This window comes from Escherichia sp. MOD1-EC5950 (genome assembly GCF_002965345.1).
In the GTDB taxonomy this organism is placed as follows: Bacteria; Pseudomonadota; Gammaproteobacteria; order Enterobacterales; family Enterobacteriaceae; genus Escherichia; species Escherichia marmotae.
On sequence record NZ_PTSR01000034.1, the window covers coordinates 1 to 23519 of the forward strand.

Here is a 23519-nt window from a genome sequence, read left to right on the forward strand (position 1 = left end):
GCACCGATGCCGGATGCGCTTACGCTTATCCGGCCTACAAATTTGTGCCTTAACGGTAGGCCGGATAAGGCGTTCACGCCGCATCCGGCAATTGTGCACCGATGCCGGATGCGCTTACGCTTATCCGGCCTACAAATCGTGCTTTAACCGTAGGCCGGATAAGGCGTTCACGCCGCATCCGGCAATATGCACCGATGCCGGATGCGCTTATGCTTATCCGGCCTACAAATTTGTGCCTTAACGGTAGGCCGGATAAGGCGTTCACGCCGCATCCGGCAATTGTGCACCGATGCCGGATGCGCTTACGCTTATCCGGCCTACAAATCGTGCTTTAACCGTAGGCCGGATAAGGCGTTCACGCCGCATCCGGCAATATGCACCGATGCCGGATGCGCTTATGCTTATCCGGCCTACAAATTTGTGCCTTAACGGTAGGCCGGATAAGGCGTTCACGCCGCATCCGGCAATTGTGCACCGATGCCGGATGCGCTTACGCTTATCCGGCCTACAAATTTGTGCCTTAACGGTAGGCCGGATAAGGCGTTCACGCCGCATCCGGCAATATGCACCGATGCCGGATTCTTACATCAACGCCCCCATAATCTTCAACTCCAGCTCATCCGGCACTTCGTTATACGACAGCACATGCAGCCCCGGCGCAAACAACCTTGCGTAGCGCGCCAGCAAAGGGCGTAACTGCGGCGGCACCAGCAGTACCGGGTCTTTCCCCGCCGCTTTCATCTGTTCCTTCACCTGCGGCATCGTACTCTGGAACTGGTTGAGCATATTCGGGTCAACCGGCACGCTGTCGAGCATCACTTTGCCGCCCTGTTGCGCCTGATTCACCACGTTGGTCAGCAGATTTTCCAGCTCATTATTCAGCGTATACACCGTCAGCTCCTGCTTGCGAACGAACGGATGGGTAATACTGCGCCGCAACGCCAGGCGCACATCGGCGGCCAGCAAAATATGATCTTTAGTCACCGTGCTACTGGCGACCAGCACGGTGGCGATGGTGACGATATCGCGCAGGGAAACGCCTTCGGTCAACAGAGCCCGGTACACCTTCAGCAACTGGCTGTAGTTCAGCGCCGCGCTCAAATCTTCCGCCAGTCGCGGAGCCATCGACGACAGGCGGTTATGCAACTGCGTGATGTCATCATAGTTAAACAAATCAGGAATATAGCTGCGCACAATCTTGTTCACATGGGTGGCAATCACGCTGGCGCTGTCGATCACCTGATACCCCATATTTAGCGCCTTCGCCTTCTGCGCAGGCTGTATCCAGGTCACCGGCATCCCATACGCCGGGTCGTTACCCAGAACGCCATCAATCTCGCCGTAGGTTTCGCTGGAGGGCAGGGCCATCAGTTTATCCGCCGGAATATCCGCTTCATCGGCCTTAATGCCGTTGATGAAAATGGCGTACTGACTGGGCTTGAGGCGGAAGTTTTCCCGAATGCGGATCTCCGGCAACAGCACGCCGTTGCCGTCGGAAATCACCTGCCGGACGCCGCGAATACGCTGGGTGAGCGGGTTGCCCTGCGCTTTATCCACCAGCGCCACCAGTTTGTAACCGAGGCTTAAACTGATAGGCTCGATCAGCGGTATTGTCTCCCAACTGACCTGTTGTTCGCTGGTTTCGGTGATGGTGCGGGTCAGCGTTTCGAGGCTTTTCTCTTCCGCCTCCGCCGCCTGCGGGCGTTTGCTCATCCGCCAGCCGGTAAAGCCAAGCAGGGCGCTGAACATCAGGAACGGCAGGTGCGGCATTCCCGGCACCACCGCCAGCACAAACATAATTCCGGTGGCGGTGTAGAGCACCGACGGGCTTGCCAGGAGCTGGTTACGCACGTCATGGGCGATATCGCCGTTATCGCTGACGCGGGTGACGATAATCGCCGCCGCCGTGGAGAGCAGCAGGGAAGGGATCTGCGCCACCAGCCCGTCACCGATGGTCATCAGCACATACTGCTGGAAAGCGGCATCGGCGCTCAGGTTATATTTGAAAATCCCGATACAGACACCGCCGATCAGGTTGATCGCCAGAATCATCATCCCAGCGATGGCATCTCCACGCACAAACTTCGACGCCCCGTCCATCGCGCCGTAGAAATCGGCCTCGCTGGCAACGTCTTTACGCCGGGTTTGCGCCTGTGCCTGGTTGATCAATCCGGCGTTAAGATCGGCGTCAATCGCCATCTGCTTGCCGGGCATCGCGTCCAGGGTAAAGCGGGCAGAAACCTCGGAAATACGCTCGGCTCCTTTGGTGACGACGATAAAGTTGATGATCATCAGGATGATAAACACCACAAAGCCGACGACAAAGTTGCCGCCAATCACCACCTGACCAAACGACTCAATCACCTTACCCGCCGCACCTGCGCCGAGATGCCCGTGCAGCAGCACCACGCGCGTAGAGGCGACGTTGAGCGTCAGGCGCATTAAAGTGGTAATTAGCAAAATGGTCGGGAACAGGCTGAATTCCAGCGGTCTTTTTGCCGACACCGCCACCAGTAGCACCATCACCGCCAGCACAATGTTGAAGGTGAACAGAATATCCAGCAGCGCAGGCGGTAGCGGCAAAATAACCATCGCCAGAATACACAGGATCACCAGCGGCACGCCGAGATTGCCGCCGCGCAGCAGCGTGAGGAACGATTTAGTTGTTTTCGCCATCCAGTTTAAGCACCTCTTTGGGAATGGAAATATGTCTGTTCAGCGCCGGGCGCGGCTGTGCGCCGTCGCGCCAGTGTTTCATTTGCAGGACGTAGGTCAGAACGTGGGCGATGGCCCGGTAAAGCTGAAACGGAATTTGTTGGTTAACCTGGGTGGTGTAATAAACCGAGCGCGCCAGCCGGGGGAATTCCACGATTTCAATCTGATGTTCGGTGGCGACCTGGCGAATATAGAGCGCGATTTCGTCTGTGCCTTTCGCCACCACAAACGGCGCGGCGGCGCGCGACTGGTCATACTGCAACGCAACGGCGTAGTGGGTCGGGTTGGTTATCACCACGTTGGCTTTCGGCACCACTTTGCGGATTTGCCCCATCGCCAGTTGCCGTTGCAGCCGCCGCACGCGCGCTTTCACTTCCGGCTTGCCTTCCTGATTTTTGTACTCTTCTTTTAGCTCCTGTTTGGTCATCTTCAGCCCTTTGGTGAACAGAGCTTTCGCCAGCGGCACGTCGATCAGCGCAAAGAAAATAAACAGGATGACAAAGTTGCGCATCACGCTGGCGTAGAGCGATAAACCCTCATTCATCGCCAGTTTGAACGGCAGCGACTGCAGGCCGAGAAAGGCGGCAAAGTTATTGCGCAGGCTAATCCACAGCATTACCAGCACCACCACCGATTTCACCGTCATCTTCCCTGTTTCCGCCAGATGTTCACTGGAAAACAGCCGCCCAATGCCTTTTAACGGGCTGATTTTGCTGAAGTCCGGGAGGATTTTTTTCGGCAAGAACAGCCAGCCGCCAGGCACCAGCGAAGAGAGCAGCGCGGCGGCGGGCATCGGCAGCAAGGTGAGGATAAACTTGCCGAGAATTAACAGGTGATGGCGCAGAAACTGGCCGATCACCTGCGGGTTATTAATCTCCTGCGCATACTGATGCACGCTGATAAAACTCTCGCGCACAAAATCGGCATACCACGGGAAACTACTGGAGATCACCACAAACGCCGCAAACAGGCTCGCCGCCAGCCCCATATCCTTCGAGCGCGGCAGTTGCCCCTCTTCGCGCGCTTTACGCAGCTTTTGCGCCGAGGGTTTCTCTGTTTTTTCTTCGCTGCTGCTATCCGCCATAGTGACCTTTCAGTGCGTCGAGTTGCTGCAACACAAAATTCGCCAGATGCAGATAGTGATCCGGCAGGTTGTAGAGCAGGGTGGCAAAACAGACCAGCCCCGCCAGCATGTTGATGGGAAAGCCGAGTGAAAAGAGGTTCAGCGGCGGCGCAATGCGGTTGAGCAGGCCAAAGCAGCCCTGCACAATCAGCATGATGAAAGTGGTCGGCAGCGCCAGCAGCGATGCCGACGCCAGCACCCAGCTAAAGGCCAGCGCGATGGTGCGCAGGGTTTGCGGATGCAGTGCGTTGCCAATCGGCCAGTAGGTGAAGCCTTTGTACAGCACGCTCACCAGCAGCAGATGCCCATCCATGGCAAAAAACAGCAGGATCGCGTAGACGTTGATAAGCTCCGCCAGCACAGTGGTCGATGCGCCGCTGCTCGGGTCGTTCATCACCGCCATGCTCATCCCCATATTGAACGAGAGAATTTGCCCGGCGAGTTGCAGCGCGAGAAACAGAAACTGAAACATCAGCCCGAACAACATCCCCCATAAAATTTGCTCCACCGTCAGGATCAGACTGTTGAGCGATAGCAAATCATGGGGAATGGGATGCGGGATCAGCGGCGTGATGATGATTGCCAGCGCCAGCGACAAAATAATCCGCACGCGCATGGTCAGGGCGCTGTTATCGAGCACCGGCACATAGCGCAGAAACGCCATAATGCGCACGAAGGGAAACCACAGCCCCAGCGCCAGATCCGTCAGTTGTGTAACGTCGCTTGTGCGCATCTCAATGAACCAGCAACGCGGCCTGGCTAAACAGGTGAATGCACAGATCATGCAACTGGATAATCATCCATTTGCCGCACACCCCCAGCACCACCAGCGTGACAATCAGCCTCGGCAAAAAGCTCAGGGTCTGTTCATTAATCTGCGTCACCGCCTGGAACACGCTCACCAGCAGGCCGACCAGCAGGCTTGGCACCACCAGTACCGAAACCAGTAAAATCACCACTTTTATGCCGCTGGCGACAATGTCGGCGGCTACGTCTACGGTCAACATAATCAGCCCAACCCCAGCCCGCGAATGCTGGTGGTGAGCGTGCCGATGGTCTGCGACCAGCCGTCGATCAGCACAAACAGCATCAGTTTAAACGGCAGCGAAACAATCAGCGGCGACAGCATCATCATCCCCATCGCCATCAATACGCTGGCGACAATCAGGTCGATAACCAGAAATGGGATGTAAATCATAAAGCCAATCTGGAAAGCGGTTTTCAGCTCGCTCAACACATAGGCTGGCACCACAATCGTGAGATCCTGGTCGGCGGCATTGCCCTTTGCGCCGCCGATGGTCATGATTTGCGCCATCGCTTTTTTGTCGGTTTGCGCCAGCATAAAGCGTTTCAGTGGCGTCGCGGCGGTGCTTAGGGCATCGGTCAGGGTAATCTGATCGTTTTCAAACGGCACCACCGCGTGGTCGTAAATATTGAGCCAGATAGGCCGCATTACCAGCATGGTGAGTGAGAGCGCAATGCCAATCAGAATGCGGTTTGGCGGCGTTTGTTGCAGCCCCAGCGCCTGGCGCAGCAGCGACAGCACGATAATAAAGCGCGTAAAGCAGGTCATCATCAGCACCATCGTCGGCAGCAAACCGACGAGGGTCATCAGAATCAGCACCTGAATTTTGACGCTGTACTCCTGAGTGTTGCCGTGAGTGACCACGTTAAGCAGCGCAATATCGCCCCCCTGGGCGATTGCCAGCGGCGCGAGCGCCAGCAGCGCCAGGCCCAGCGTCAGTTGAGTGCGGCGTTTCATGGTGCCAGTTCGTTGATGTCGCGGGTGTTGAACTCCAGCACGCGCAGGCCATACTTCTCGTTGACCACCACCACTTCCGCTTTGCCCAGCAGGATATTGTTTACTTTGATATCCAGCGGCTCCCCGGCGAGTTTATCCAGCTCAATCACCGTGTCGTCGTCGATGTTAAGCAGGTCGGCTAACATAATTTCCACCGACGATACTTCCAGCGTTAAGGTCACCGGAATGCGTTTCAGCAGCGTCATCGAGTCGGAAAAGCGGTCTTCCTGGCGGGTGACCCGCGTTGCGGCATCAGCGGATTTCACGACAGGCGCAACGTCATCGGTCAGGCCAAAATCCTCAGCTAAAATATCTTCTTGCTTACTCATGGCTATTCTCATTTTTGCCTGCCAGCTCCGACAAAAACAGTTTGTCTTTGTCTTCCACAATCAGGGCGCTAAATAATTCAGATTGCCCAATCGCCACCGGGAATGTTTCTCCCAGAGAAATGGGTAAAATATCCCCGGCTTTTATTTGCGAGAGATCCGCAACATTTATCGACAGCTCGGCAATTTTGACGTTCAGGGTCAGCGGCAGGGAGCGGATGATTTCTTTAATCAATGCCGGTTTATTAACGGATTTCGCCACCTGCTGCGGTTTACTGTGCTCGCTGTGGCGAATCAGATTTAAAATAAAATCGGTGTGGGCGTCGTCGAGCAAAATACGAAAACTGCTCTCTTCATCGCCCGCCAGGGTAAAGGTTAATTGGTACGCCCAGTGGGTAATTACCGTGCTGCTGTCCAGTTTTAATTTCAGCGCAATACCGGAGGTTTGCAGATTAAATATCAGTGTGCAGATATCCAGCGCGAGTCGGTTTTTTAATCGCGTTTCGGTTTTAGTCGGTAGCCCGTGATGGGGGTTCGTCTCTTTGAGAGATGACTCCAGACCATAAAAATTGCCCAGCAGCATTAACAATAAGGAGCGATCAATATCAAACGCCAGATGCCCGACCTGGGAAACCATCAGCTCAGCGTTTTTATTTATAATATCCATTTCGCAGCCAATCTTTTTTAAGGTGATATTGCTGCGATGCTTTTTAAGAAAGTAGCTGCCAAGATGTGAATCAATCACGTCAAAATTACCTGTAAACAGGGTCGGCAGGCGATGGTAGGGGCGTCCGAGCCGATTACCTTCTAATTTAAAGATGCCTGGCGTTTTACTGTACTTCAGCATGGCTTACTTTCTCTGCTGTAATGGTAAGGGCGTTTTTGTGCACGCAATTCCGGCAGTGACACAAGGTGAGGTATTAAATAGAGGGGGCGTGAAAGGGGCAAATTATTAATAGGATGAAAAAATAATTAAATTATTAATAGGTGAGATATCAGGCATCGTCATAAAACATTGCACAAACTGTAGGCCTGATAAGACGCGTAGCGTCGTATCAGGCGTCGGTGCACGACTGCCGGATGCGGCGTAACCGCCTTATCCGGCCTACCGTTCGGGTGCAGGCTGTAGGCCTGATAAGACGCGTAGCGTCGCATCAGGCATCGGTGCACAACTGCCGGATGCGGCGTAACCGCCTTATCCGGCCTACCGTTCGGGCGCGGGCTTGTAGGCCTGATAAGACGCGCAGCGTCGCATCAGGCGTCGGCGCACAATTGCCGGATGCGGCGTAACCGCCTTATCCGGCCTACCGTTCGGGCGCGGGCTTGTAGGCCTGATAAGACGCGTAGCGTCGCATCAGGCATCGGTGCACAACTGCCGGATGCGGCGTAAACGCCTTATCCGGTCTACCGTTCGGGTGCAGGCTGTGTAGGCCTGATAAGACGCGTAGCGTCGCATCAGGCATCGGTGCACAATTGCCGGATGCGACGTAACCGCCTTATCCGGCCTACCGTTCGGGCGCGGGCTTGTAGGCCTGATAAGACGCGTCAGCGTCGCATCAGGCGTCGGCGCACAACTGCCGGATGCGACGTAACCGCCTTATCCGGCCTACCGTTCGGGTGCAGGCATGGTGTTACATGTAACTCATTGTTGATCAACAAATAATATTTTTATTATCGTTTAATTCGAACTTGTTAATCCCGCCGGTGATACGCTTCAGAACATCCTGTTTTCTGTCGCTACTTATATCGTTCACCCTATGTCTGAACTTATTGCAACTGCCGCTTCCAGCATTAACGCTTTTACACTGGCAAAGCGTGTCGCCACCTTTAACGTACCGGTCCTGATTCAGGGCGAAACCGGCGCGGGCAAAGAATGCGTGGCGAAATATATTCACACCGTAGCCTTTGGTGAAAATGAAAACGCGCCCTATATCGGCGTGAATTGCGCGGCGATCCCGGAAAATATGCTGGAATCCACCTTATTTGGCTACGACAAAGGCGCATTTACCGGCGCAATTGCCAGCATGCCAGGAAAAATGGAACTGGCGAATAACGGCACCTTATTACTCGATGAAATTGGTGAAATGCCGCTGGCGCTACAGGCCAAAATATTACGCGTATTACAGGAACAACAGGTTGAGCGATTAGGCAGCAACCGACAAATTAAACTCAATTTTCGCCTGATTGCCTGCACCAATAAAAACCTTGAACAAGAAGTCGCTGCCGGGCATTTTCGTGAAGATCTCTATTACCGTCTGGCGGTCATTCCTATTACCATGCCGCCGCTACGTGAACGTCTGAACGATATTATTCCGCTGGCAGAGTCATTTATTAAAAAATACGCCACGGTACTGGTGAAAAATATCACCCTGTCGGAGTCCACCCGCCGCGCGCTGCTGAATTACCGCTGGCCCGGTAACGTTCGTCAACTGGAAAACGCCATTCAGCGGGGAATGATTTTAAATCGCGACGGCGTGATTTTCCCGGACGCACTAGGTCTGCCAGAAACAGACGTAACCGAAAATACAGAACTGCAATGGCCTGTTCAGCCCACCGTCCACATTGCCGAAACCCGCGATTTAGGCCAGCACGGACGTAGCGCGCAATATCAATATATCGCTGAGCTGATGCGTAAATATCAGGGCAACCGCAGCAAGATTGCCGACCTGTTAGGTATTACCCCGCGCGCACTGCGCTATCGACTGGCCTCTATGCGTAAGCACGGTATCGAAGTTTTCTCCTGACCAGGAAGTTAAAAATGAGCATTACTAATATCAACAGCACCATGCAGGCGCAAATCATGCAGGACGTGCAGCGGATGCAGGCCAACGCCCAGGCACCGGTGCTGCCCGCCATGACCTTCAGTTCCACCGACCCGGACGTATCGTTTAACCGCATTATGTCCGGTGCGCTCGGTCATGTTGACCAGTTCCAGCAGGTGGCGGAGCAGCAGCAAACGGCTGTCGACACGGGCAAAAGTGATGACCTCGCAGGGGCGATGATCGCCAGCCAGCAGGCGTCGCTCTCTTTTTCCGCGCTGGTGCAGGTGCGCAACAAAATCGCCACCGGATTTAACGATCTGATGAGTATGTCGATCTAACACTATGAATGAACTGATCAAAAAGTTGACCCAGGCGTTTCCGGCGTTTCGACTGCGTCTTGCAGATAACAAACGCTGGGCGTTGATGGCGGGCGTGGGGCTTGCCGTTGCGGTGACGGCGATTATTGTCAGCGTGCTGTGGACCGGTAATCGCGGCTACGTCTCGCTCTACGGACGTCAGGAAAATCTGCCCGTGTCGCAGATTGTCACCGTGCTGGACGGCGAAAAGCTCAGCTACCGCATCGACCCGCAGAGCGGGCAGATTCTGGTGCCGGAAGATGAACTGTCGAAAACGCGCATGACCCTTGCCGCCAAAGGCGTGCAGGCGATATTGCCCAGCGGCTACGAGCTGATGGACAAAGACGAAGTGCTCGGCAGCAGCCAGTTCGTGCAGAACGTGCGCTACAAACGCAGTCTCGAAGGGGAACTGGCACAGAGCATTATGTCGCTGGATGCGGTGGAGAGCGCGCGGGTGCATCTGGCGCTCAACGAAGAAAGCTCGTTTGTGGTCAGCGATGAGCCGCAAAACAGCGCCTCGGTGGTGGTGCGCCTGCACTACGGCGCGAAGCTGAATATGGACCAGGTGAACGCCATCGTGCATCTGGTGTCCGGCAGTATTCCGGGGCTGCACGCCAGCAAAGTTAGCGTCGTCGATCAGGCGGGAAATCTGCTGACCGACGGCATTGGTGCAGGCGAGGCGGTCTCTGCCGCTACCCGTAAACACGATCAGATCCTCAAAGACATCCAGGACAAAACCCGTGCCAGCGTGGCGAACGTACTGGATTCGCTGGTCGGCAGCGGGAACTTCCGCGTCAGCGTGATGCCGGATCTCGATCTCAGCACCATCGACGAAACCCAGGAACACTACGGCGACGCGCCGAAAATCAACCGCGAAGAGAGCGTGCTGGACAGCGACGCCAATCAGGTAGCGATGGGCGTGCCCGGTTCGCTCAGCAACCGTCCGCCGATTGCGGCGAATCAGATGACCAACGGCGCGGAAGAAAATCGCTCGCCGGAAGCGTTATCCAAACACAGCGAAAGCAAGCGCGATTACTCTTACGACCGCAGCGTCCAGCATATCCAGCATCCCGGCTTTGCAGTGAAACGCCTTAACGTGGCGGTGGTACTCAATCAAAACGCCCCGGCGCTGAAAAACTGGAAACCGGAGCAGACCACGCAGCTTACCGCGTTGCTGAACAATGCCGCCGGTATTGACGCGCAACGTGGGGATAACCTGACGCTTTCACTGCTCAACTTTGTCCCGCAGGCGGTGCCGGTCGAACCAGTGATCCCGCTGTGGAAAGATGACAGCGTGCTGGCCTGGGGGCGTCTGATTGGCTGCGGTCTGCTGGCGCTGTTGTTGCTGTTCTTCGTGGTGCGCCCGCTGATGAAACGCCTGACGGCGGTGCGAGCACCGGTTATCACACCAGAACCGGAAGCCGTCAGCGAACCGTGGATCGCCACGCCGGAAGAAGAACGCAAAAACGTCGACCTGCCGTCGCTGCCCGGTGATGACAGCCTGCCTCCGCAGAGTTCCGGCCTCGAAGTGAAACTCGAGTTCCTGCAAAAACTGGCCATGAGCGACACCGATCGCGTTGCCGAAGTTCTCAGACAATGGATTACCAGCAATGAGCGAATTGACAATAAATAAGAGCAACAGCTACCTGGAGCAGGCGGCGATCCTGCTGCTGTGTCTGGGCGAAGAGGCGGCGGCGACGGTGATGCAAAAGCTTAGCCGCGAAGAAGTGGTGCGCCTGAGCGAAAACATGGCGCGGCTTTCTGGCGTTAAAACCAGCATGGCACGCAAAGTGATCAATAACTTCTTTGATGAGTTCCGCGAACAGAGCGGCATCAACGGTGCATCACGAGCCATGTTGCAGGGCATTCTTAACAAAGCGCTTGGCACCGAGATTGCCAGCAGCGTGATCAACGGTATCTATGGCGATGAGATCCGCTCGCGGATGGCGCGCCTGCAATGGGTGGAACCGCGCCAGTTGGCGATGCTGATCTCCGAAGAACATCTGCAATTGCAGGCGGTGTTCCTCGCATTTCTGACGCCGGAAATCTCGGCAGCGGTGCTTTCATATCTCAACGAATCGGTGCAAAACGAAATTCTCTACCGGGTGGCGAAACTCAACGACGTCAACCGCGACGTGGTGGATGAACTGGACAGGCTGATCGAACGTGGCTTGTCGGTGCTTTCGGAACATGGCTCGAAGGTGAAAGGCATTAAACAGGCGGCGGATATCGTCAACCGCTTCCAGGGCAACCAGCAGGTGATCCTCGACCAGATGCGCGAGCGTGACGAAAACGTGCTGGAGCAGCTCCAGGATGAGATGTACGACTTCTTTATCCTCAGCCGCCAGAACGAAGAGGTGCGCCGACGTCTGCTCGATGAAGTGCCGATGGAGGACTGGGCGGTGGCGCTGAAAGGCACCGAAGCCCTGCTGCGTCGCTCAATTTACGCGGTAATGCCAAAACGTCAGGTGCAGCAACTGGAAGCGATCACCGCGCGTCTGGGGCCGGTGCCGGTCAGCCGTATCGAACAGATCCGTCGCGAAATCATGGGCATTGCCCGTGAACTGGAAGAGGCTGGAGAGTTTCAGCTACAGCTCTTTGCGGAACAGACGGCGGAGTAACCCATGACCATTGAAACACTGCGCGGGCGCTATCGTCTGCACCGTTTCCCGCCGCGCCAGCGTGCGGTGAGCGGAGAACCGCTCACCGCCAGCATTAGCGCCGCCGATTACCAGCGCCAGTTGATGGACGGTTTTCAGGAAGGGCTGCAAAAAGGGTTTGCGCAGGGAATGACCGAAGGCCAGGAGCAGGGCTTTAGCGAAGGTCATCAGCAAGGTTTTGCCGAGGGGCGACGCCAGGGCTACACCGAAGGCAGCCTTGCGGGGCAGCAGGAAGGGCGCAAACAGTTTGTGGAGGCGGCGCAGCCGCTGGAAGCCATCAGCGGTAAAGTGAACGACTTCCTCGCCCATATCGAACGTAAACAGCGGGAAGATTTGCTGCAACTGGTGGAAAAAGTCACCCGCCAGGTGATCCGCTGTGAACTGGCGCTGCAACCCACGCAGTTGCTGGCGCTGGTGGAAGAGGCGCTGGCGGCCTTCCCGGCAATGCCGGAAACATTACAGGTGATGCTGAGCACGGAAGAGTTTAACCGCCTGCGCGACGCGGTGCCGGAAAAGGTCAGCGAATGGGGGCTGATGCCTTCGCCGGATCTGCCGCCGGGGGAATGCCGGGTGATCACCGATAAATCCGAACTGGATATCGGCTGCGAACACCGCCTGGAACAGTGCATGACGGCGCTGCAAGAAACACTCACGCCGGAGTCGCAAAGTGAGTGATTTTTCCGCTTTCGATAACGCCCTGCGCTCGCTGGAGTCGATTCCATTAGCCCGCGTCGCCGGGCGGTTGGTGCGCCTTAACGGCATCCTGCTGGAGAGCGTCGGTTGCCCGCTAATGACCGGGCAATTGTGCCGCATCGAAAGCGCCAATCACACGCTTATCGACGCGCAGGCCGTGGGCTTTAATCGCGACATCACCTACTTAATGCCGTTTAAACAGCCGGTTGGCCTGATGGCGGGCGCGCGCGTCTTCCCGGAAGAAAAAGCCCACGATATTTTGATAGGCGAAAGCTGGTTAGGCCGCGTGGTGAATGGCCTCGGCGAACCGCTGGATGGCAAAGGTCGCCTGAACGGCAACGACCTTCTGCCGCCGCTGCCGCCCTCGGTCAACCCCTTAACCCGCCGTTCGGTGGACGAACCGTTAGACGTGGGCGTGAAAGCGATCAACGGCCTGCTGACCATCGGCAAAGGCCAGCGCGTCGGGCTGATGGCGGGCAGCGGCGTCGGGAAAAGCGTGCTGCTGGGAATGATCACCCGCCAGACCAAAGCCGACATTGTGGTGGTGGGGTTGATTGGCGAGCGTGGGCGCGAAGTGAAAGAGTTTATCGACCACTCACTGGGCGCGGACGGGCTGGCAAAGTCTATCGTTGTTGTCGCGCCTGCCGATGAATCGCCGCTGATGCGCCTGAAAGCCACCGAACTGTGCCACTCCATCGCCGCCTGGTTTCGCGACCGCGGGCATCACGTTTTACTGCTGGTGGATTCCCTGACCCGCTACGCGATGGCGCAGCGGGAAATCGCCCTCTCGCTCGGCGAACCACCCGCCACCAAAGGCTATCCGCCATCGGCATTCGGCATGATCCCCAAACTGGTCGAGAGCGCAGGCAACAGCGAAAGCGCAGGATCGATGACCGCCATCTACACCGTGCTGGCGGAAGGCGACGACCAGCAAGATCCGATCGTTGACTGCGCCCGCGCGGTGCTGGACGGGCATATCGTATTGACCCGTAAACTGGCGGAAGCGGGGCACTATCCGGCCATTGATATCGGCCAGTCGATCAGCCGCTGCATGAACCAGGTCACCAGCCTGGAACATCAGCAATCCGCCCGCGCGTTAAAGCAAAACTACGCCGCCTATATGGAGATCAAACCTTTGATCCCGCTCGGCGGCTACGTGGCAGGTGCCGACGCCAGCGTCGACAAAGCGGTGAAAATGTTCCCTGCAATCGAGCGATTTTTGCGCCAGGAGATGCGCGAACCCGCCTCCCTCGAACTGGTGCAAAGCCGCCTGCAAATTCTCTTTCCTGGTGTCAAAAAGGCAGAACAGTAACTATGCGACAAATCATCGACACCCTGGCGCAGTTGCAGCGCCTGCGGGATAAATCGGTCAAAGACAAAACCGTCGAGCTGGCAAAGCAAAAACAGATTTGCGCGGGCTATGACAACAATATCAAAGCATTAGACTACCTTGTGGAGAAAACGTCTGCGGGCGCGGCGGCGTCGGTGGAATCGCTGAAAAACGTCAGCGGCTATAAAGGCACTTTGCGCAAGGTGATTGCCTGGCAGGAGCAGGAAAAAACGCTGGCTAACATCAAAGCTATGCGAATGCAGAAAAACCTGACGGCGGCGGCCTGCGAAGAGAAAGTGGTAGCCCTGACGCTGGACGACAAACGCCGCGAGCAACAAGAAAGCGCCACCGCGAAAGCGCAAAAAGCGGTGGACGATATTGCAGTTCAATGCTGGCTGCGGCGCAAATCAGCGGAGTAGCCATGAAAACGGTCATCACCTTCGGCACTTTCGATGTGTTTCATGTCGGTCATCTGCGCCTTTTACAACGCGCCCGCACGCTGGGCGAAAGGCTGCTGGTCGGCGTATCGTCCGACGCCTTGAATATCGCCAAAAAGGGCAGGGCACCGGTTTACCATCAGGATGACCGCTTGGCGATCATCGCCGGGCTGGCGTGCGTGGATGGCGTATTTCTGGAGGAATCGCTGGAGCAAAAGGCGGAGTATCTGCGGGGGCACAGTGCAGATATTTTGGTGATGGGCGACGACTGGGCAGGGAAGTTTGATAGCTTCGCGTATATTTGTGAGGTGGTCTATTTCCCCCGCACGCCGTCGGTGTCGACGACGGGGATCATTGAGGTGATTAGGGGTCGGTAATTAATCACTATTTAGTTAGTATTAAATTTTTTCCGGCGTGTTAACTCAAAGCGTCCTTTCACTATTTTGTAGCTTGTTTGCAGATATAGTTCAGGTAGTGGACTCTTCTTGAGTGGAGTCATCCCATATTCACCAGGTTTGTAAGGATGGATAACATAGTTATTTATCGCTATCGTATAGTCCGGGCTTATTTTAAAGTGTGAGAAACGGATGATATCTTCGTAACCAAAGAAGGTGCTAAGCAACAGGGAATCTAAAAGGATGCCTTTTCTGTCATAACTATTCAGTTGGATATTGAGTAATGAAGTGTCACTTTCACCGATGGTGTTATACATAACAAGTCTGAAGATATTATCTTTATCTTCAAACTGACCCAATTCGTAAAAACGAGTATCTTTAGCAACCCAGGGAGAGAGGAAATTATCGCCTTTGACAGGGATGGTGATTTCTTGCTGATTGAAAGGTGTTGTTTGGGATTTTTGGTTTTCAGATAAGGAGAGTTCTGTAATTCCGTTGGTGATGTTTTTATAATAAATCGCAAATGGTGTTATTTTTGTAGAATCTAATGGTAGCGTTAGTGCTTTGTTCTGACCAATTGTACTGGTAGTAGTAATAAAAATAATAAGAGACAGTAATGCGAGTGATGTTTTGTTCATGTTTTTACTAACGCAATAAAATAAATGGATTATCAGAAGTGTTTCTGAAATAGTATTTTTGTTTTTCTATGCAAGCTGAAAAAGATGAATAAGAGAGTCATCCCATCATAAGGGGCTATCTCCTCAGAACGTGTTCTTTTACTTTAAGTGATGCATATATATTCTTGTAAATCATAAATAAGGTTGAATTTCCTGTGCCAGTAAAAATAATAAAATGATTTTCTGGTAAAGCTATCTCTGCCTGAAAACATTGATCTACATGATATCCAGAATCATCATTGATCCGGCATGAAACAATTGCGCTCATGCCAACAAATTCTGGCGTAACATTTATGTCAGCTAATACGGGAATGCCTTCGCTTGCCGCCTCCCATCGCCCTTCATTGTTCACTGTGAAAAAGTCGCTTCCCGTACGTGATATGGATTCACATACTTTAATATATGTAGTTGTATTTCTATATTCTTTGCTAATAGATAAACAATCTTTGCTTTTAGTAATGAACCAATTAACAGGGACTTCAAACGTAACTTCATTGAAAGAGATAATCTTAAGATGGTCACTACCATAACTATTTTCGATAAAAAAACAAAAAAATATTATAAAAGTTAATCTCACTTACTTTATCTCTAAAAGAATTTATTAATCATGTTGAAAGTAGAGTCAGGGTAAGATAACGAAAGCCCGCAACCCGAAAGGACTGACGCCAGTAATTTTCTGTCGTATAAGCTATGCAAAAATAGTTATTAATTGACAAGAGTTGCTTTCAGTTATTGAACATATAATACGAATTATGTAGTGGAAAAATTACGTTATATAGAATTCCGTGTTATAGAGGTAAATCTTGATTGTCAATAATAAATGTCTGGCTATGTATTCTCACCTATTTTAAATACCACAGTACCCAAACATATTCATTGTATTTTCATTGCCTTTTGTCTTGATGGTAATGCTGTATTTAACATCTTCGCCTTCATCATCTATGGTTTCTGAGTTAATTGACATTTTTCTTGTGATGATAGTTACATCTTTGTTCTTAAAGATAGCCGTATCTTTACCTGATGATACTTGCTTTGCGATAATAATCTTATGATTTAATTCGATGATCGCAGAGTACGCGCAGGTTTCTTTTCCTGTAGGTTTGCCTGCGGGACAAATTCCACCTTCAACATAGTTATAACTATCTTTATCCTTATTGCTTTCCAGATTCAACGTACAAACAGGATGTGCTAGATTGGTGACTTCTTCAACGTGAAAACTGGTCATGACAACATAGTCTGATGAAAGCCAGTTTGATTCGGTTGCTGCACAAACAGTAACGCAGTTAGATACTAGTGTGAGTATAAATATTATTTTTCTCATGATAATGTTCCTGTGGATATATTCATTATTGTGTAAGTATGCTTTTAAGCCCTTCAATTCTTTTACGTGTCATGTCATTTTTACAAGAATACATTGCCGTCTCATACGCTTGAGATTTTTCATCGTTCTGGAATGAGTAAGCTACACAATTTTTGTCTCGAAATTTTAGCCATGCTCTTTGGGATGATTTTATTTTTTCAATATGCTCAACACCTAAATCTGGCTGTGCACTGTATTCCTTACGAATCATGGATAAAAGATTTTTGTAAGTATTATTCAGCTCACTATCACTGTGTTCAAATGTCACTTTAGAACAGAGAAAAACTTGTGAAGATAATTGTATGTCGGAGCATGGAGCGCTTGCATGTAGTACGAAAGGAATGAAAACAAAGAGAGATGATACTATTTTTGTATGATTCATGTGTTATTTTTCTTGAGTGATTCTGTGTTTGTTGACAAGGGGGAGCCTGAACTCGCTACCAGAGTAGAATTTTGAAGAACTGTATTCAGATAATATTTAAGAGAAGTGTTGATTTTTACGTCTTGCAATATCAATTATATCTGGAATGGCGGTTAATTTTGAATGATCTATTTCTGATAACTCAACAGCCCAGGATATTGGTACATATCCTGACATATGTTCATAGGAACGACAAGAATCACACCATTCCCAATAACTTCCAGGTCCTTTATACATAATTCCTCCTATTAAGCGTGGTTGCGTTTTTACCAGAGAATAATAGCGATATAATTCCGTATCACCACATACTGGACAAGCAGTTGATAAATGCATCCCTTCTCCAGGAGCAACATTATTATAAATTTCCCTCCATCTGTCCGTGTATTCGGGGGGGATCCCATTCCATTGTTTTTTCTCTATAATTTTTTCTTTTTCCATTTATCCAATCCTCTTATGCATCACCTGAACTATCATTTTGTTTCCCACTCCTTTACTCCGGGTTCCATCAAAAAATCTATCTTATGGCTATATTTTTGAGGCCCAGGGCATCCAGGCAACTAATAGATTAGCAAAATGGGTTCATATCACATCAGAAACGCTACCGCCCTCCCGTTTTAGTCGTTTACAGGCATGAAGTTATAGTTGATACCTGCGAAGTACTACAGATAAATCACGGGTGAGGTATGTTGCTGCCAATACAGGTAAAAAAGAATGGTTATAGAAGGAAGTTGGGCGCTTTTCGGAATTCATAAAGACAACTATTCCCAGGCTCCAAAATGTGCAACTTTTACCGATTCACCAGTCTTAAAGATGTAGGTATGAAATCAGAGGGTAGATAAGTGCGCTGTTCGTGCCGGATGCGGCGTAAACGCCTTATCCGGCCTACAAATCCTCACGAATTCACTATATTGCAGGGGGCGTAGGCCTGATAAGCGAAGCGCATCAGGCACTTGCGCGGTTTAGCCCAGCGCCTCCACAATCACCTGTGCCGCCCGTTCTCCGGCCTTGCCATCCATAAACGCATCGCAATAGTGATGGCGAATCTCCGTAAGCCCCGCCTGCACCGCACCCCAGTCAAACGCTTCTGACAATAAGTAACGCAGCTCTGCCATGTCATGAGCCACCGGCAATACTTCGCGGATTCGCTGGTCTGCACTCTCCGGTGTGGAGTAGCTTTTCTCGCCGTCGAGCAGTTCCGTCATGCCCGGAAAGTCGAGCAGGATCACCCGCTTATCAACGTGGATAGCATCGAAAATAAAGCCGCTGTTATCGGTGAGCACGTAATCGGCCTTTGCCAACAGTGCCAGCGTGTGGCGGGCAGAGTTGGTGCGCTGTTTTAAATGCCTGCGCGCCAGTGCCAGCGACGCCGCTTCTTCCGGGCGCGAGCAGGTGCCGTGGTGCAGTTTGCAAATCAAATTCACATCGCCACTTAAGCGCCCTAATTTTTCAGCCCAGTGGGGCAGGGAGCTTAATGCGCCAAACGTTGGGGCGTAGAGCAGCGTAGGTTTACGAAAATCGGGTTGGATATTTTCCGGCAACGTGCGGTCGAACGTGCCGTTATGCCAGGCGTCGAAGCGCGGGTTGCCAACCACTTTTGCATTGCCGAAATGTTCCAGCGCCCGCTGGCTGTAGTGGCTGTAACACAAAATGCGCTGATAAAAACCGTTCCAGTCGGCGTGATTCCAGGTTTCTTTGGCTAAGCCGTACATAGCGCGGACGTTCACCGCTGCCAGGCCATTGAGCGCGGGCGTGTGGTAGGGGCTGACCAGGCATTTCACTCGCTGACCGTGTGCCTGCATTTCAGACAAGCGCATACCTTTAAGCTGCGGATCGTCGATGTTTTTTAGCGTCTCCAGCATTTCATCAAGAAACGGTTTAAACACGCGGTCGTTGATCACCAGCGTGCAACTCTGCCCCAGCGCCTGCAGGGCAGTGATGATTGGGCGGTAGAGCGCGTAGTGGAAGGAGGTTTCCATAAAAAAGCCAATGGTGTCGGCAATGGGTAACGCGGATGGCTTTGTGGCTACGGGCAATTTATTGAAATAGTGACTAATGTTATCAGTCACTTTTTGCTCGATATCACTAAAGCCCGGTCGCTGATAACAAATACTCGGATAACAGGCCAGCCATTTGTCGGCGCGTAGCATCGGCTGCCAGCAGGCTTCCAGCGAGTGCTCATCGTTGCTCATCTGCTGCGCCAGTTGCGGGTAGTAACGGCTGTTCACCAGATAAGCACACACTTTGCGGCAGTCCCGCGCGTGTACCAGCCCAGGCAAACTTTTTAGCATCGTTCCTTGCGAAATCTCACCGCCAAGGATCATCACCTGCCAGGGGATTTTCCCAAGGCTCCCGAGCAGGGTGTTCAGCACCTGAATATGTTTCTCCTGCTTGAGAATAACCGCGTCATCTTCCAGCAGCAGGTAGTTTTGCCAGCCATGCTGTTGCGCCAGGCGCAGCGCCTGCAAGTGTGACTGAAAGCGGCCCCGTTGACCGTTTTCATCTTCACAGGCGGCAAGACGGGTGATCTTCGAGGGCGGAATATGCAGCAGTGCCAGTTCTTCATGGATCTGCTGTATGCGATCCGGGCGTTTATCCAGATTCAGCAGAACGATCTGATCGACAGCCTTATGGTTGATCGCCTGATGATGAGTGGCGTTATGCAGACTCATATAAGCATTGCGTAACAGCGGATCGCTGATGATATCCGTAAGCAACGCGTTTACCGGCGTGCTGGCTGCGAGAATAAAGTCTTTATCAAAGGTGTTGTGGCTGTGCGAGATACACAGAATGGTGCGCTCGCCGGGCAGTTGTAGCGGGTTTACGCTGAAGTTGTTGGTGAAACTTTTCTCTTCGCCTAAATTGCAATCATCGTTGTAACGGTGCTTTTTCAGGTAGTTACGGTGATAGCAAAAGGTGCCGTTGAGGATGTTATGTGGGCCAAAGCTGCGGCTTTTGAAAATGCGGTTGATATGGCTGTACCAGATAGGGATCTGGTCGGAGCCGGAGATGAGCGCCCGATGTTTTTGCATCATGGCGATAGTCCAGGAGATTTTATCTGCCGGGTAGTAGTCGTCATCGTCCATGCAGAGGATGTATTCGCCGTTCGCCAGTGCGTTGAGCATGTTACGTTTTTTGCCCAGCGGCAGTTTTTCCGGGTGATGGATGTAGCGAATGTTGAAGGCGTCCGGCTTACCATTGGTCAGGCGGTCAATGATGTGTTGATGGCTTTGCGGGGAGTCGTCGAGGATGACCAGTTCGCGGCGGTCTGCCGGGTAATCCTGATAGCGGTACATGTAAATCAGGTACGGCAGAAATGCGCCACGGTTCCAGGTTGGCGTAACGACGCTGACAAATGGTTTTTCGCGGTGAGTGGCGAGCGTTTTGATGATGGTTTGCATGATATGTTTACAAAGTAGATAAGGCCGGGAAAAACCGGCCTGAAAGCGTTAGCAAGGTAGCAGTGAAAACGCATAAAGCAGCGGATCTGCATAACATTCAGCCTGAATTTGTTGGCGAATCAGCAGCGCATTTTCGCTGGCTCGCCAGCGTTCAAATACCGCGAAGAGGGCGAAAATATCCTCCTGCCGCAACGGTGAACCATCCAGCGTCCACAAACTGATTAACGTGCGGATGAGATAAAAATCGCACACCAGCGGGAAATAATCCGCCCCGTCAGCCTGGCCAATCGCATCGTGGTAAACCCGGTAGATCAGGTAATTACGCAAAATCCAGGGCGAAGCTGTGAAATATTGCTGACAGGTGGTTTGCCACTGCGCCTGTAACTGCTGTTGCAACAGAGCTTCGCTGTTGGCGTCATGCAACGTCAGCAAAGTCACCTGCAACGGCAGCGAGGCTTTGCGCGGGCTTTCCGGTAGAATCGACCAGTCAAAAGCAAAATTACCGAGCAGCGTCACCAGTTGGCGCGCGATGTGTGGCACTGATGGTAGCCGGGCAAATTGTGCCTGCAACGTACCTTTTTGCGCATGGTCGGCCAGCGCCTGCGGCAGCGTCGTCAAACGGGCAAGCGTGTCGCCGTCTCTGCCTGGCATTTTACTGGCGCGGGAGAGCAGGAGCCCGACGGCATACAGTGAAAGCTCTGGTGTTAAATCGGCCAGCGCAAGGGTGCTTAAAATTACCTGGTTTACTATCGCATCACGCGCGGATAGCTCCGCGGCACTTTCTTCCACAGAGCGGTAGGTGAGCTGTAATTCAAAGGCGCTGGAGTCGTTGAGTACCGCTTCACAACTGGCAATATCGGTTAATGCCAGACTCTGGCGAATCTCATTCTTCCAGACCTTACGGACGTATAAAGGCGAAGCGGGATGGCACGCCAAAAAATTGCGTACATACTCCGGTTCATAACATTCAATAAAACTCATAGGTGGCTTCCAGTCTTTATTACTTTGCAGGATGTGCAATAAACGTGCCGGGAATTTTTTTATTCAAAAACAGAGGATTGGGGATCTGGCGGAAAATCCGTTTCCGCAATGGGGGAAGGTATTGCCGTTATCCCTGATAGAGAAAATCCGCTTCGCTACCTAAAAAAGCCTGAATAAATTCATACTGGCGAATTAACAGCTCGCCGTTTTTATCGTTATAGCTTTTACAGCGTTCCGCCTTTTGCTCAAGGCGTTGCCACAACTGCTGTGCAGCCGCTTTTTGAACCGCCGGAAGCCAGGCAAAAACCTGCGCCAGACCGTCACTATTGACGCTGACACCCAGCAGTTGCAGCAGGCAGTGCCGCTGATGGCTATGGCTGTGTAACTGCTCATAGTGATGGGTTATCTCATCGTTTACCGCCAGCAACTCTTCGCTGGCGCGGCGAATCATGCAGATCCGCTGACGCTGAAGCAGTTCGCGCAGGCAATCATACCGCGCGTCGTCGTCGCGAATGCCCTGCAGCAGCGCTTTTACCTGTTGTAACCGGATACTCACTTCATCGGCCTCTTAGTTCTGGAAAAAACTCAGCATGTCGCTGGCTAACTGTTCGGTGTCCACTTGCAGGCTGCCGGAGGCCAGCATCGCCTGCATTTGCGCCACTTTGTCGCTGTCGATATCGCTTTCGTTCTGGTCGTTCAGCGTTTGCTGGGCAGACTGCAATCCCGCCTGGGTAATGTCGTCGGCGTTTAGCGTCGTGGTGGTGGTTGCCGTGCTTTTGCGCGGCTGGCTGGAGCCAGCAGACGTTGCTGTCGGGCGATTGCCTGGCATCGTCGGGGAGATTTTCATCGTAACCTCGTCTTGGTATTTGGGGGGGGTACTCTGGTAAAGCGGTTAACAGGCGGCAAAACTTTAATCGCCTGCGCAAATTACTCCGCGCTTACCGTCGTCACCACACCGCTTTCCGCCACCCTCGCGCTGATGACCCGCTGGCTGTTGGCATTGCGCACTTTCACCATCTCGCCTTTGCGGCCATTTTTCAGCGCCACGCCGGGCATTGAGGCGGTGATCCCCGCGCTCTGGTAAACAATCATCACCGGCTGATCGCGCTCGACCAGCACTGGAGAAACCAGCTCTTCTTTGGTGAGCGGTTTACCCGGTTGCAGCGCGTGCTTACTGCTTAAACCAATTGCGTCATTGAGCTCCATCAACACATCCCGCCGCTGGGCGCTGACGTTGTAGGGCTTCAACTCCACATCATTTGCCGTAAGCGGCGTGTCGCGGGCAATCACTGACTTTGCCATCACCACCGGCACCCGCACATCCGGGCGTACCGCCACGTTCATCTGCCAGTTTTGTGGGCAACTGACGGTGAAGTTCATCCGGTTGAGGGCGATGTCTGCAGGCGAAGTCAGTGTGACGCCAGGTGTCGTAGCACAGGGCGTGGCGGTCGCAATCTGCGAGGGAATGTAGACGTTAAAGGTGTAGCGATAGTCATGCCACTGCCGCTGTTGCGCCAGTGATTCAATCTGCTGGCTGGCGGCGTTCAGTACCTGAGCGTTGACTTGTTCCCGCGGGCTATGTTGCACGGGATGGACGGCGGCGTAGCCCGGTAAGGCCAGCGTCAGGAGGAAGAACATCTTCCGCCCGCAAAATTGAAAACTCATAAACCCTTTCTCTTCAGTCACTTAAAAAATGGCACGGCGATTGCTTAGCGTATGCGGATTGAAGCAGGAGTGACGCAAGAAATGGGGATCAGTTTTCAACAAGCATTGGGAGTGCATCCGCAGGCAGTGAAGTTACGTCTTGAGAGGACCGAGCTACTGACTGCGAATCTGGCGAATGTCGATACGCCAAATTTCAAGGCTAAAGATATTGATTTTGCCAGGGAGATGCAACGGGCAAATAACGCGGCGGTGGATGTCCAGTACCGCGTGCCGATGCAGCCGTCGGAAGATGGCAACACCGTGGAACTGAACAGCGAACAGGCGCGGTTCTCACAAAATAGTATGGATTATCAAAGCAGTCTGACCTTTCTGAATCTGCAAATCAGCGGCATCAGAGAGGCCATTGAAGGGAAATAAGC

The 23519-nt window shown here is 52.7% G+C and carries 26 protein-coding genes; 9 read left to right on the forward strand and 17 right to left on the reverse strand.

Annotated elements, in window-relative coordinates; translation table 11 throughout:
* Nucleotides 1–582: 582 nt before the first annotated feature.
* Genes flhA through BEA93_RS21195 form a run of 7 tightly spaced genes read right to left on the reverse strand, consistent with a single transcriptional unit; the run spans nucleotide 583 to nucleotide 6812 of the window.
* On the reverse strand, nucleotides 583–2676 hold the full coding sequence (flhA, locus tag BEA93_RS21165; protein ID WP_105225170.1) for a flagellar biosynthesis protein FlhA: 2094 nt from the start codon (nucleotides 2674–2676) through the stop codon (nucleotides 583–585).
* Nucleotides 2660–3799 (reverse strand): flagellar type III secretion system protein FlhB, encoded by a 1140-nt coding sequence (flhB, locus tag BEA93_RS21170; protein WP_105225171.1) that lies wholly within the window; start codon nucleotides 3797–3799, stop codon nucleotides 2660–2662. The genes flhA and flhB overlap by 17 nt, the downstream gene beginning before the upstream one ends.
* Nucleotides 3789–4571, reverse strand: coding sequence for a flagellar biosynthetic protein FliR (fliR, locus tag BEA93_RS21175; protein ID WP_038355525.1), 783 nt, complete (start codon nucleotides 4569–4571; stop codon nucleotides 3789–3791). Before fliR ends, flhB begins: the two co-directional genes overlap by 11 nt.
* Before the next feature lies 1 nt (nucleotide 4572).
* On the reverse strand, nucleotides 4573–4845 hold the full coding sequence (locus tag BEA93_RS21180; protein WP_000958541.1) for a flagellar biosynthetic protein FliQ: 273 nt from the start codon (nucleotides 4843–4845) through the stop codon (nucleotides 4573–4575).
* 2 nt (nucleotides 4846–4847) lie between these two features.
* Nucleotides 4848–5600 (reverse strand): flagellar type III secretion system pore protein FliP, encoded by a 753-nt coding sequence (gene fliP, locus BEA93_RS21185; RefSeq protein WP_105225172.1) that lies wholly within the window; start codon nucleotides 5598–5600, stop codon nucleotides 4848–4850.
* Entirely contained in the window at nucleotides 5597–5968 is a 372-nt protein-coding gene (locus BEA93_RS21190; RefSeq protein WP_038355523.1) for a FliM/FliN family flagellar motor switch protein, read from the reverse strand. Before BEA93_RS21190 ends, fliP begins: the two co-directional genes overlap by 4 nt.
* Entirely contained in the window at nucleotides 5961–6812 is an 852-nt protein-coding gene (locus BEA93_RS21195; RefSeq protein ID WP_105225173.1) for a FliM/FliN family flagellar motor switch protein, read from the reverse strand. Before BEA93_RS21195 ends, BEA93_RS21190 begins: the two co-directional genes overlap by 8 nt.
* A 910-nt stretch (nucleotides 6813–7722) precedes the next feature.
* On the opposite strand from BEA93_RS21195, the gene BEA93_RS21200 reads away from it, so the two are divergent.
* Genes BEA93_RS21200 through BEA93_RS21235 form a run of 8 tightly spaced genes read left to right on the forward strand, consistent with a single transcriptional unit; the run spans nucleotide 7723 to nucleotide 14580 of the window.
* Complete coding sequence (locus BEA93_RS21200; RefSeq protein ID WP_105225079.1) at nucleotides 7723–8709, forward strand: sigma-54 interaction domain-containing protein; 987 nt, start codon at nucleotides 7723–7725, stop codon at nucleotides 8707–8709.
* A 14-nt stretch (nucleotides 8710–8723) separates the two neighbouring features.
* A complete protein-coding gene (locus BEA93_RS21205; protein ID WP_038355520.1) occupies nucleotides 8724–9065 on the forward strand; it encodes a flagellar hook-basal body complex protein FliE in 342 nt (113 codons plus the stop codon).
* A 4-nt stretch (nucleotides 9066–9069) separates the two neighbouring features.
* A complete protein-coding gene (gene fliF, locus BEA93_RS21210) occupies nucleotides 9070–10716 on the forward strand; it encodes a flagellar basal-body MS-ring/collar protein FliF (RefSeq protein ID WP_105225080.1) in 1647 nt (548 codons plus the stop codon).
* Nucleotides 10694–11704 (forward strand): flagellar motor switch protein FliG, encoded by a 1011-nt coding sequence (locus BEA93_RS21215; protein ID WP_038355518.1) that lies wholly within the window; start codon nucleotides 10694–10696, stop codon nucleotides 11702–11704. The genes fliF and BEA93_RS21215 overlap by 23 nt, the downstream gene beginning before the upstream one ends.
* Before the next feature lie 3 nt (nucleotides 11705–11707).
* The gene (fliH, locus tag BEA93_RS21220) at nucleotides 11708–12418 is read left to right on the forward strand and encodes a flagellar assembly protein FliH (RefSeq protein ID WP_105225081.1); all 711 of its coding nucleotides are present in this window, start codon (nucleotides 11708–11710) and stop codon (nucleotides 12416–12418) included.
* Entirely contained in the window at nucleotides 12411–13748 is a 1338-nt protein-coding gene (gene fliI, locus BEA93_RS21225; protein WP_001279404.1) for a flagellar protein export ATPase FliI, read from the forward strand. Before fliH ends, fliI begins: the two co-directional genes overlap by 8 nt.
* A 2-nt stretch (nucleotides 13749–13750) precedes the next feature.
* Nucleotides 13751–14185 (forward strand): flagellar export protein FliJ, encoded by a 435-nt coding sequence (fliJ, locus tag BEA93_RS21230; protein WP_105225082.1) that lies wholly within the window; start codon nucleotides 13751–13753, stop codon nucleotides 14183–14185.
* A 2-nt stretch (nucleotides 14186–14187) separates the two neighbouring features.
* Nucleotides 14188–14580 carry an adenylyltransferase/cytidyltransferase family protein gene (locus tag BEA93_RS21235; RefSeq protein ID WP_105225083.1) on the forward strand — a complete coding sequence of 131 codons (393 nt, stop codon included), beginning with the start codon at nucleotides 14188–14190 and terminating at the stop codon, nucleotides 14578–14580.
* Nucleotides 14581–14591: 11 nt separating this feature from the next.
* Here the strand turns inward: BEA93_RS21235 and BEA93_RS21240 are convergent, their stop codons facing one another.
* The 10 genes from BEA93_RS21240 to flgA all read right to left on the reverse strand — a co-directional run bounded on the left by BEA93_RS21240 (nucleotide 14592) and on the right by flgA (nucleotide 23100).
* Nucleotides 14592–15236 (reverse strand): hypothetical protein, encoded by a 645-nt coding sequence (locus tag BEA93_RS21240; RefSeq protein ID WP_233476871.1) that lies wholly within the window; start codon nucleotides 15234–15236, stop codon nucleotides 14592–14594.
* Between the two features lie 115 nt (nucleotides 15237–15351).
* Nucleotides 15352–15852 (reverse strand): hypothetical protein, encoded by a 501-nt coding sequence (locus tag BEA93_RS21245; protein ID WP_236942072.1) that lies wholly within the window; start codon nucleotides 15850–15852, stop codon nucleotides 15352–15354.
* Nucleotides 15853–16122: 270 nt separating this feature from the next.
* Nucleotides 16123–16596, reverse strand: a complete 474-nt coding sequence (locus tag BEA93_RS21250; protein WP_105225084.1) for an adhesin — start codon at nucleotides 16594–16596, stop codon at nucleotides 16123–16125.
* Between the two features lie 25 nt (nucleotides 16597–16621).
* Nucleotides 16622–17017 carry a lysozyme inhibitor LprI family protein gene (locus BEA93_RS21255; protein WP_105225085.1) on the reverse strand — a complete coding sequence of 132 codons (396 nt, stop codon included), beginning with the start codon at nucleotides 17015–17017 and terminating at the stop codon, nucleotides 16622–16624.
* Nucleotides 17018–17113: 96 nt separating this feature from the next.
* Nucleotides 17114–17494 carry a hypothetical protein gene (locus BEA93_RS21260; protein ID WP_228929296.1) on the reverse strand — a complete coding sequence of 127 codons (381 nt, stop codon included), beginning with the start codon at nucleotides 17492–17494 and terminating at the stop codon, nucleotides 17114–17116.
* Between the two features lie 521 nt (nucleotides 17495–18015).
* The gene (locus tag BEA93_RS21265; protein WP_105225086.1) at nucleotides 18016–20454 is read right to left on the reverse strand and encodes a glycosyltransferase; all 2439 of its coding nucleotides are present in this window, start codon (nucleotides 20452–20454) and stop codon (nucleotides 18016–18018) included.
* 48 nt (nucleotides 20455–20502) lie between these two features.
* Nucleotides 20503–21435, reverse strand: a complete 933-nt coding sequence (locus BEA93_RS21270) for a lysine-N-methylase (protein ID WP_123057427.1) — start codon at nucleotides 21433–21435, stop codon at nucleotides 20503–20505.
* A 127-nt stretch (nucleotides 21436–21562) separates the two neighbouring features.
* Nucleotides 21563–21991 carry a flagellar protein FlgN gene (locus BEA93_RS21275; protein WP_038355513.1) on the reverse strand — a complete coding sequence of 143 codons (429 nt, stop codon included), beginning with the start codon at nucleotides 21989–21991 and terminating at the stop codon, nucleotides 21563–21565.
* 12 nt (nucleotides 21992–22003) lie between these two features.
* Entirely contained in the window at nucleotides 22004–22282 is a 279-nt protein-coding gene (flgM, locus tag BEA93_RS21280; protein WP_105225088.1) for a flagellar biosynthesis anti-sigma factor FlgM, read from the reverse strand.
* 80 nt (nucleotides 22283–22362) lie between these two features.
* Nucleotides 22363–23100, reverse strand: a complete 738-nt coding sequence (gene flgA, locus BEA93_RS21285; protein ID WP_105225089.1) for a flagellar basal body P-ring formation chaperone FlgA — start codon at nucleotides 23098–23100, stop codon at nucleotides 22363–22365.
* Between the two features lie 81 nt (nucleotides 23101–23181).
* Here flgA and BEA93_RS21290 point away from each other — a divergent pair, with 81 nt between their 5' ends.
* Nucleotides 23182–23517 (forward strand): flagellar basal body protein, encoded by a 336-nt coding sequence (locus tag BEA93_RS21290; protein WP_000512950.1) that lies wholly within the window; start codon nucleotides 23182–23184, stop codon nucleotides 23515–23517.
* Nucleotides 23518–23519 lie beyond the last annotated feature (2 nt).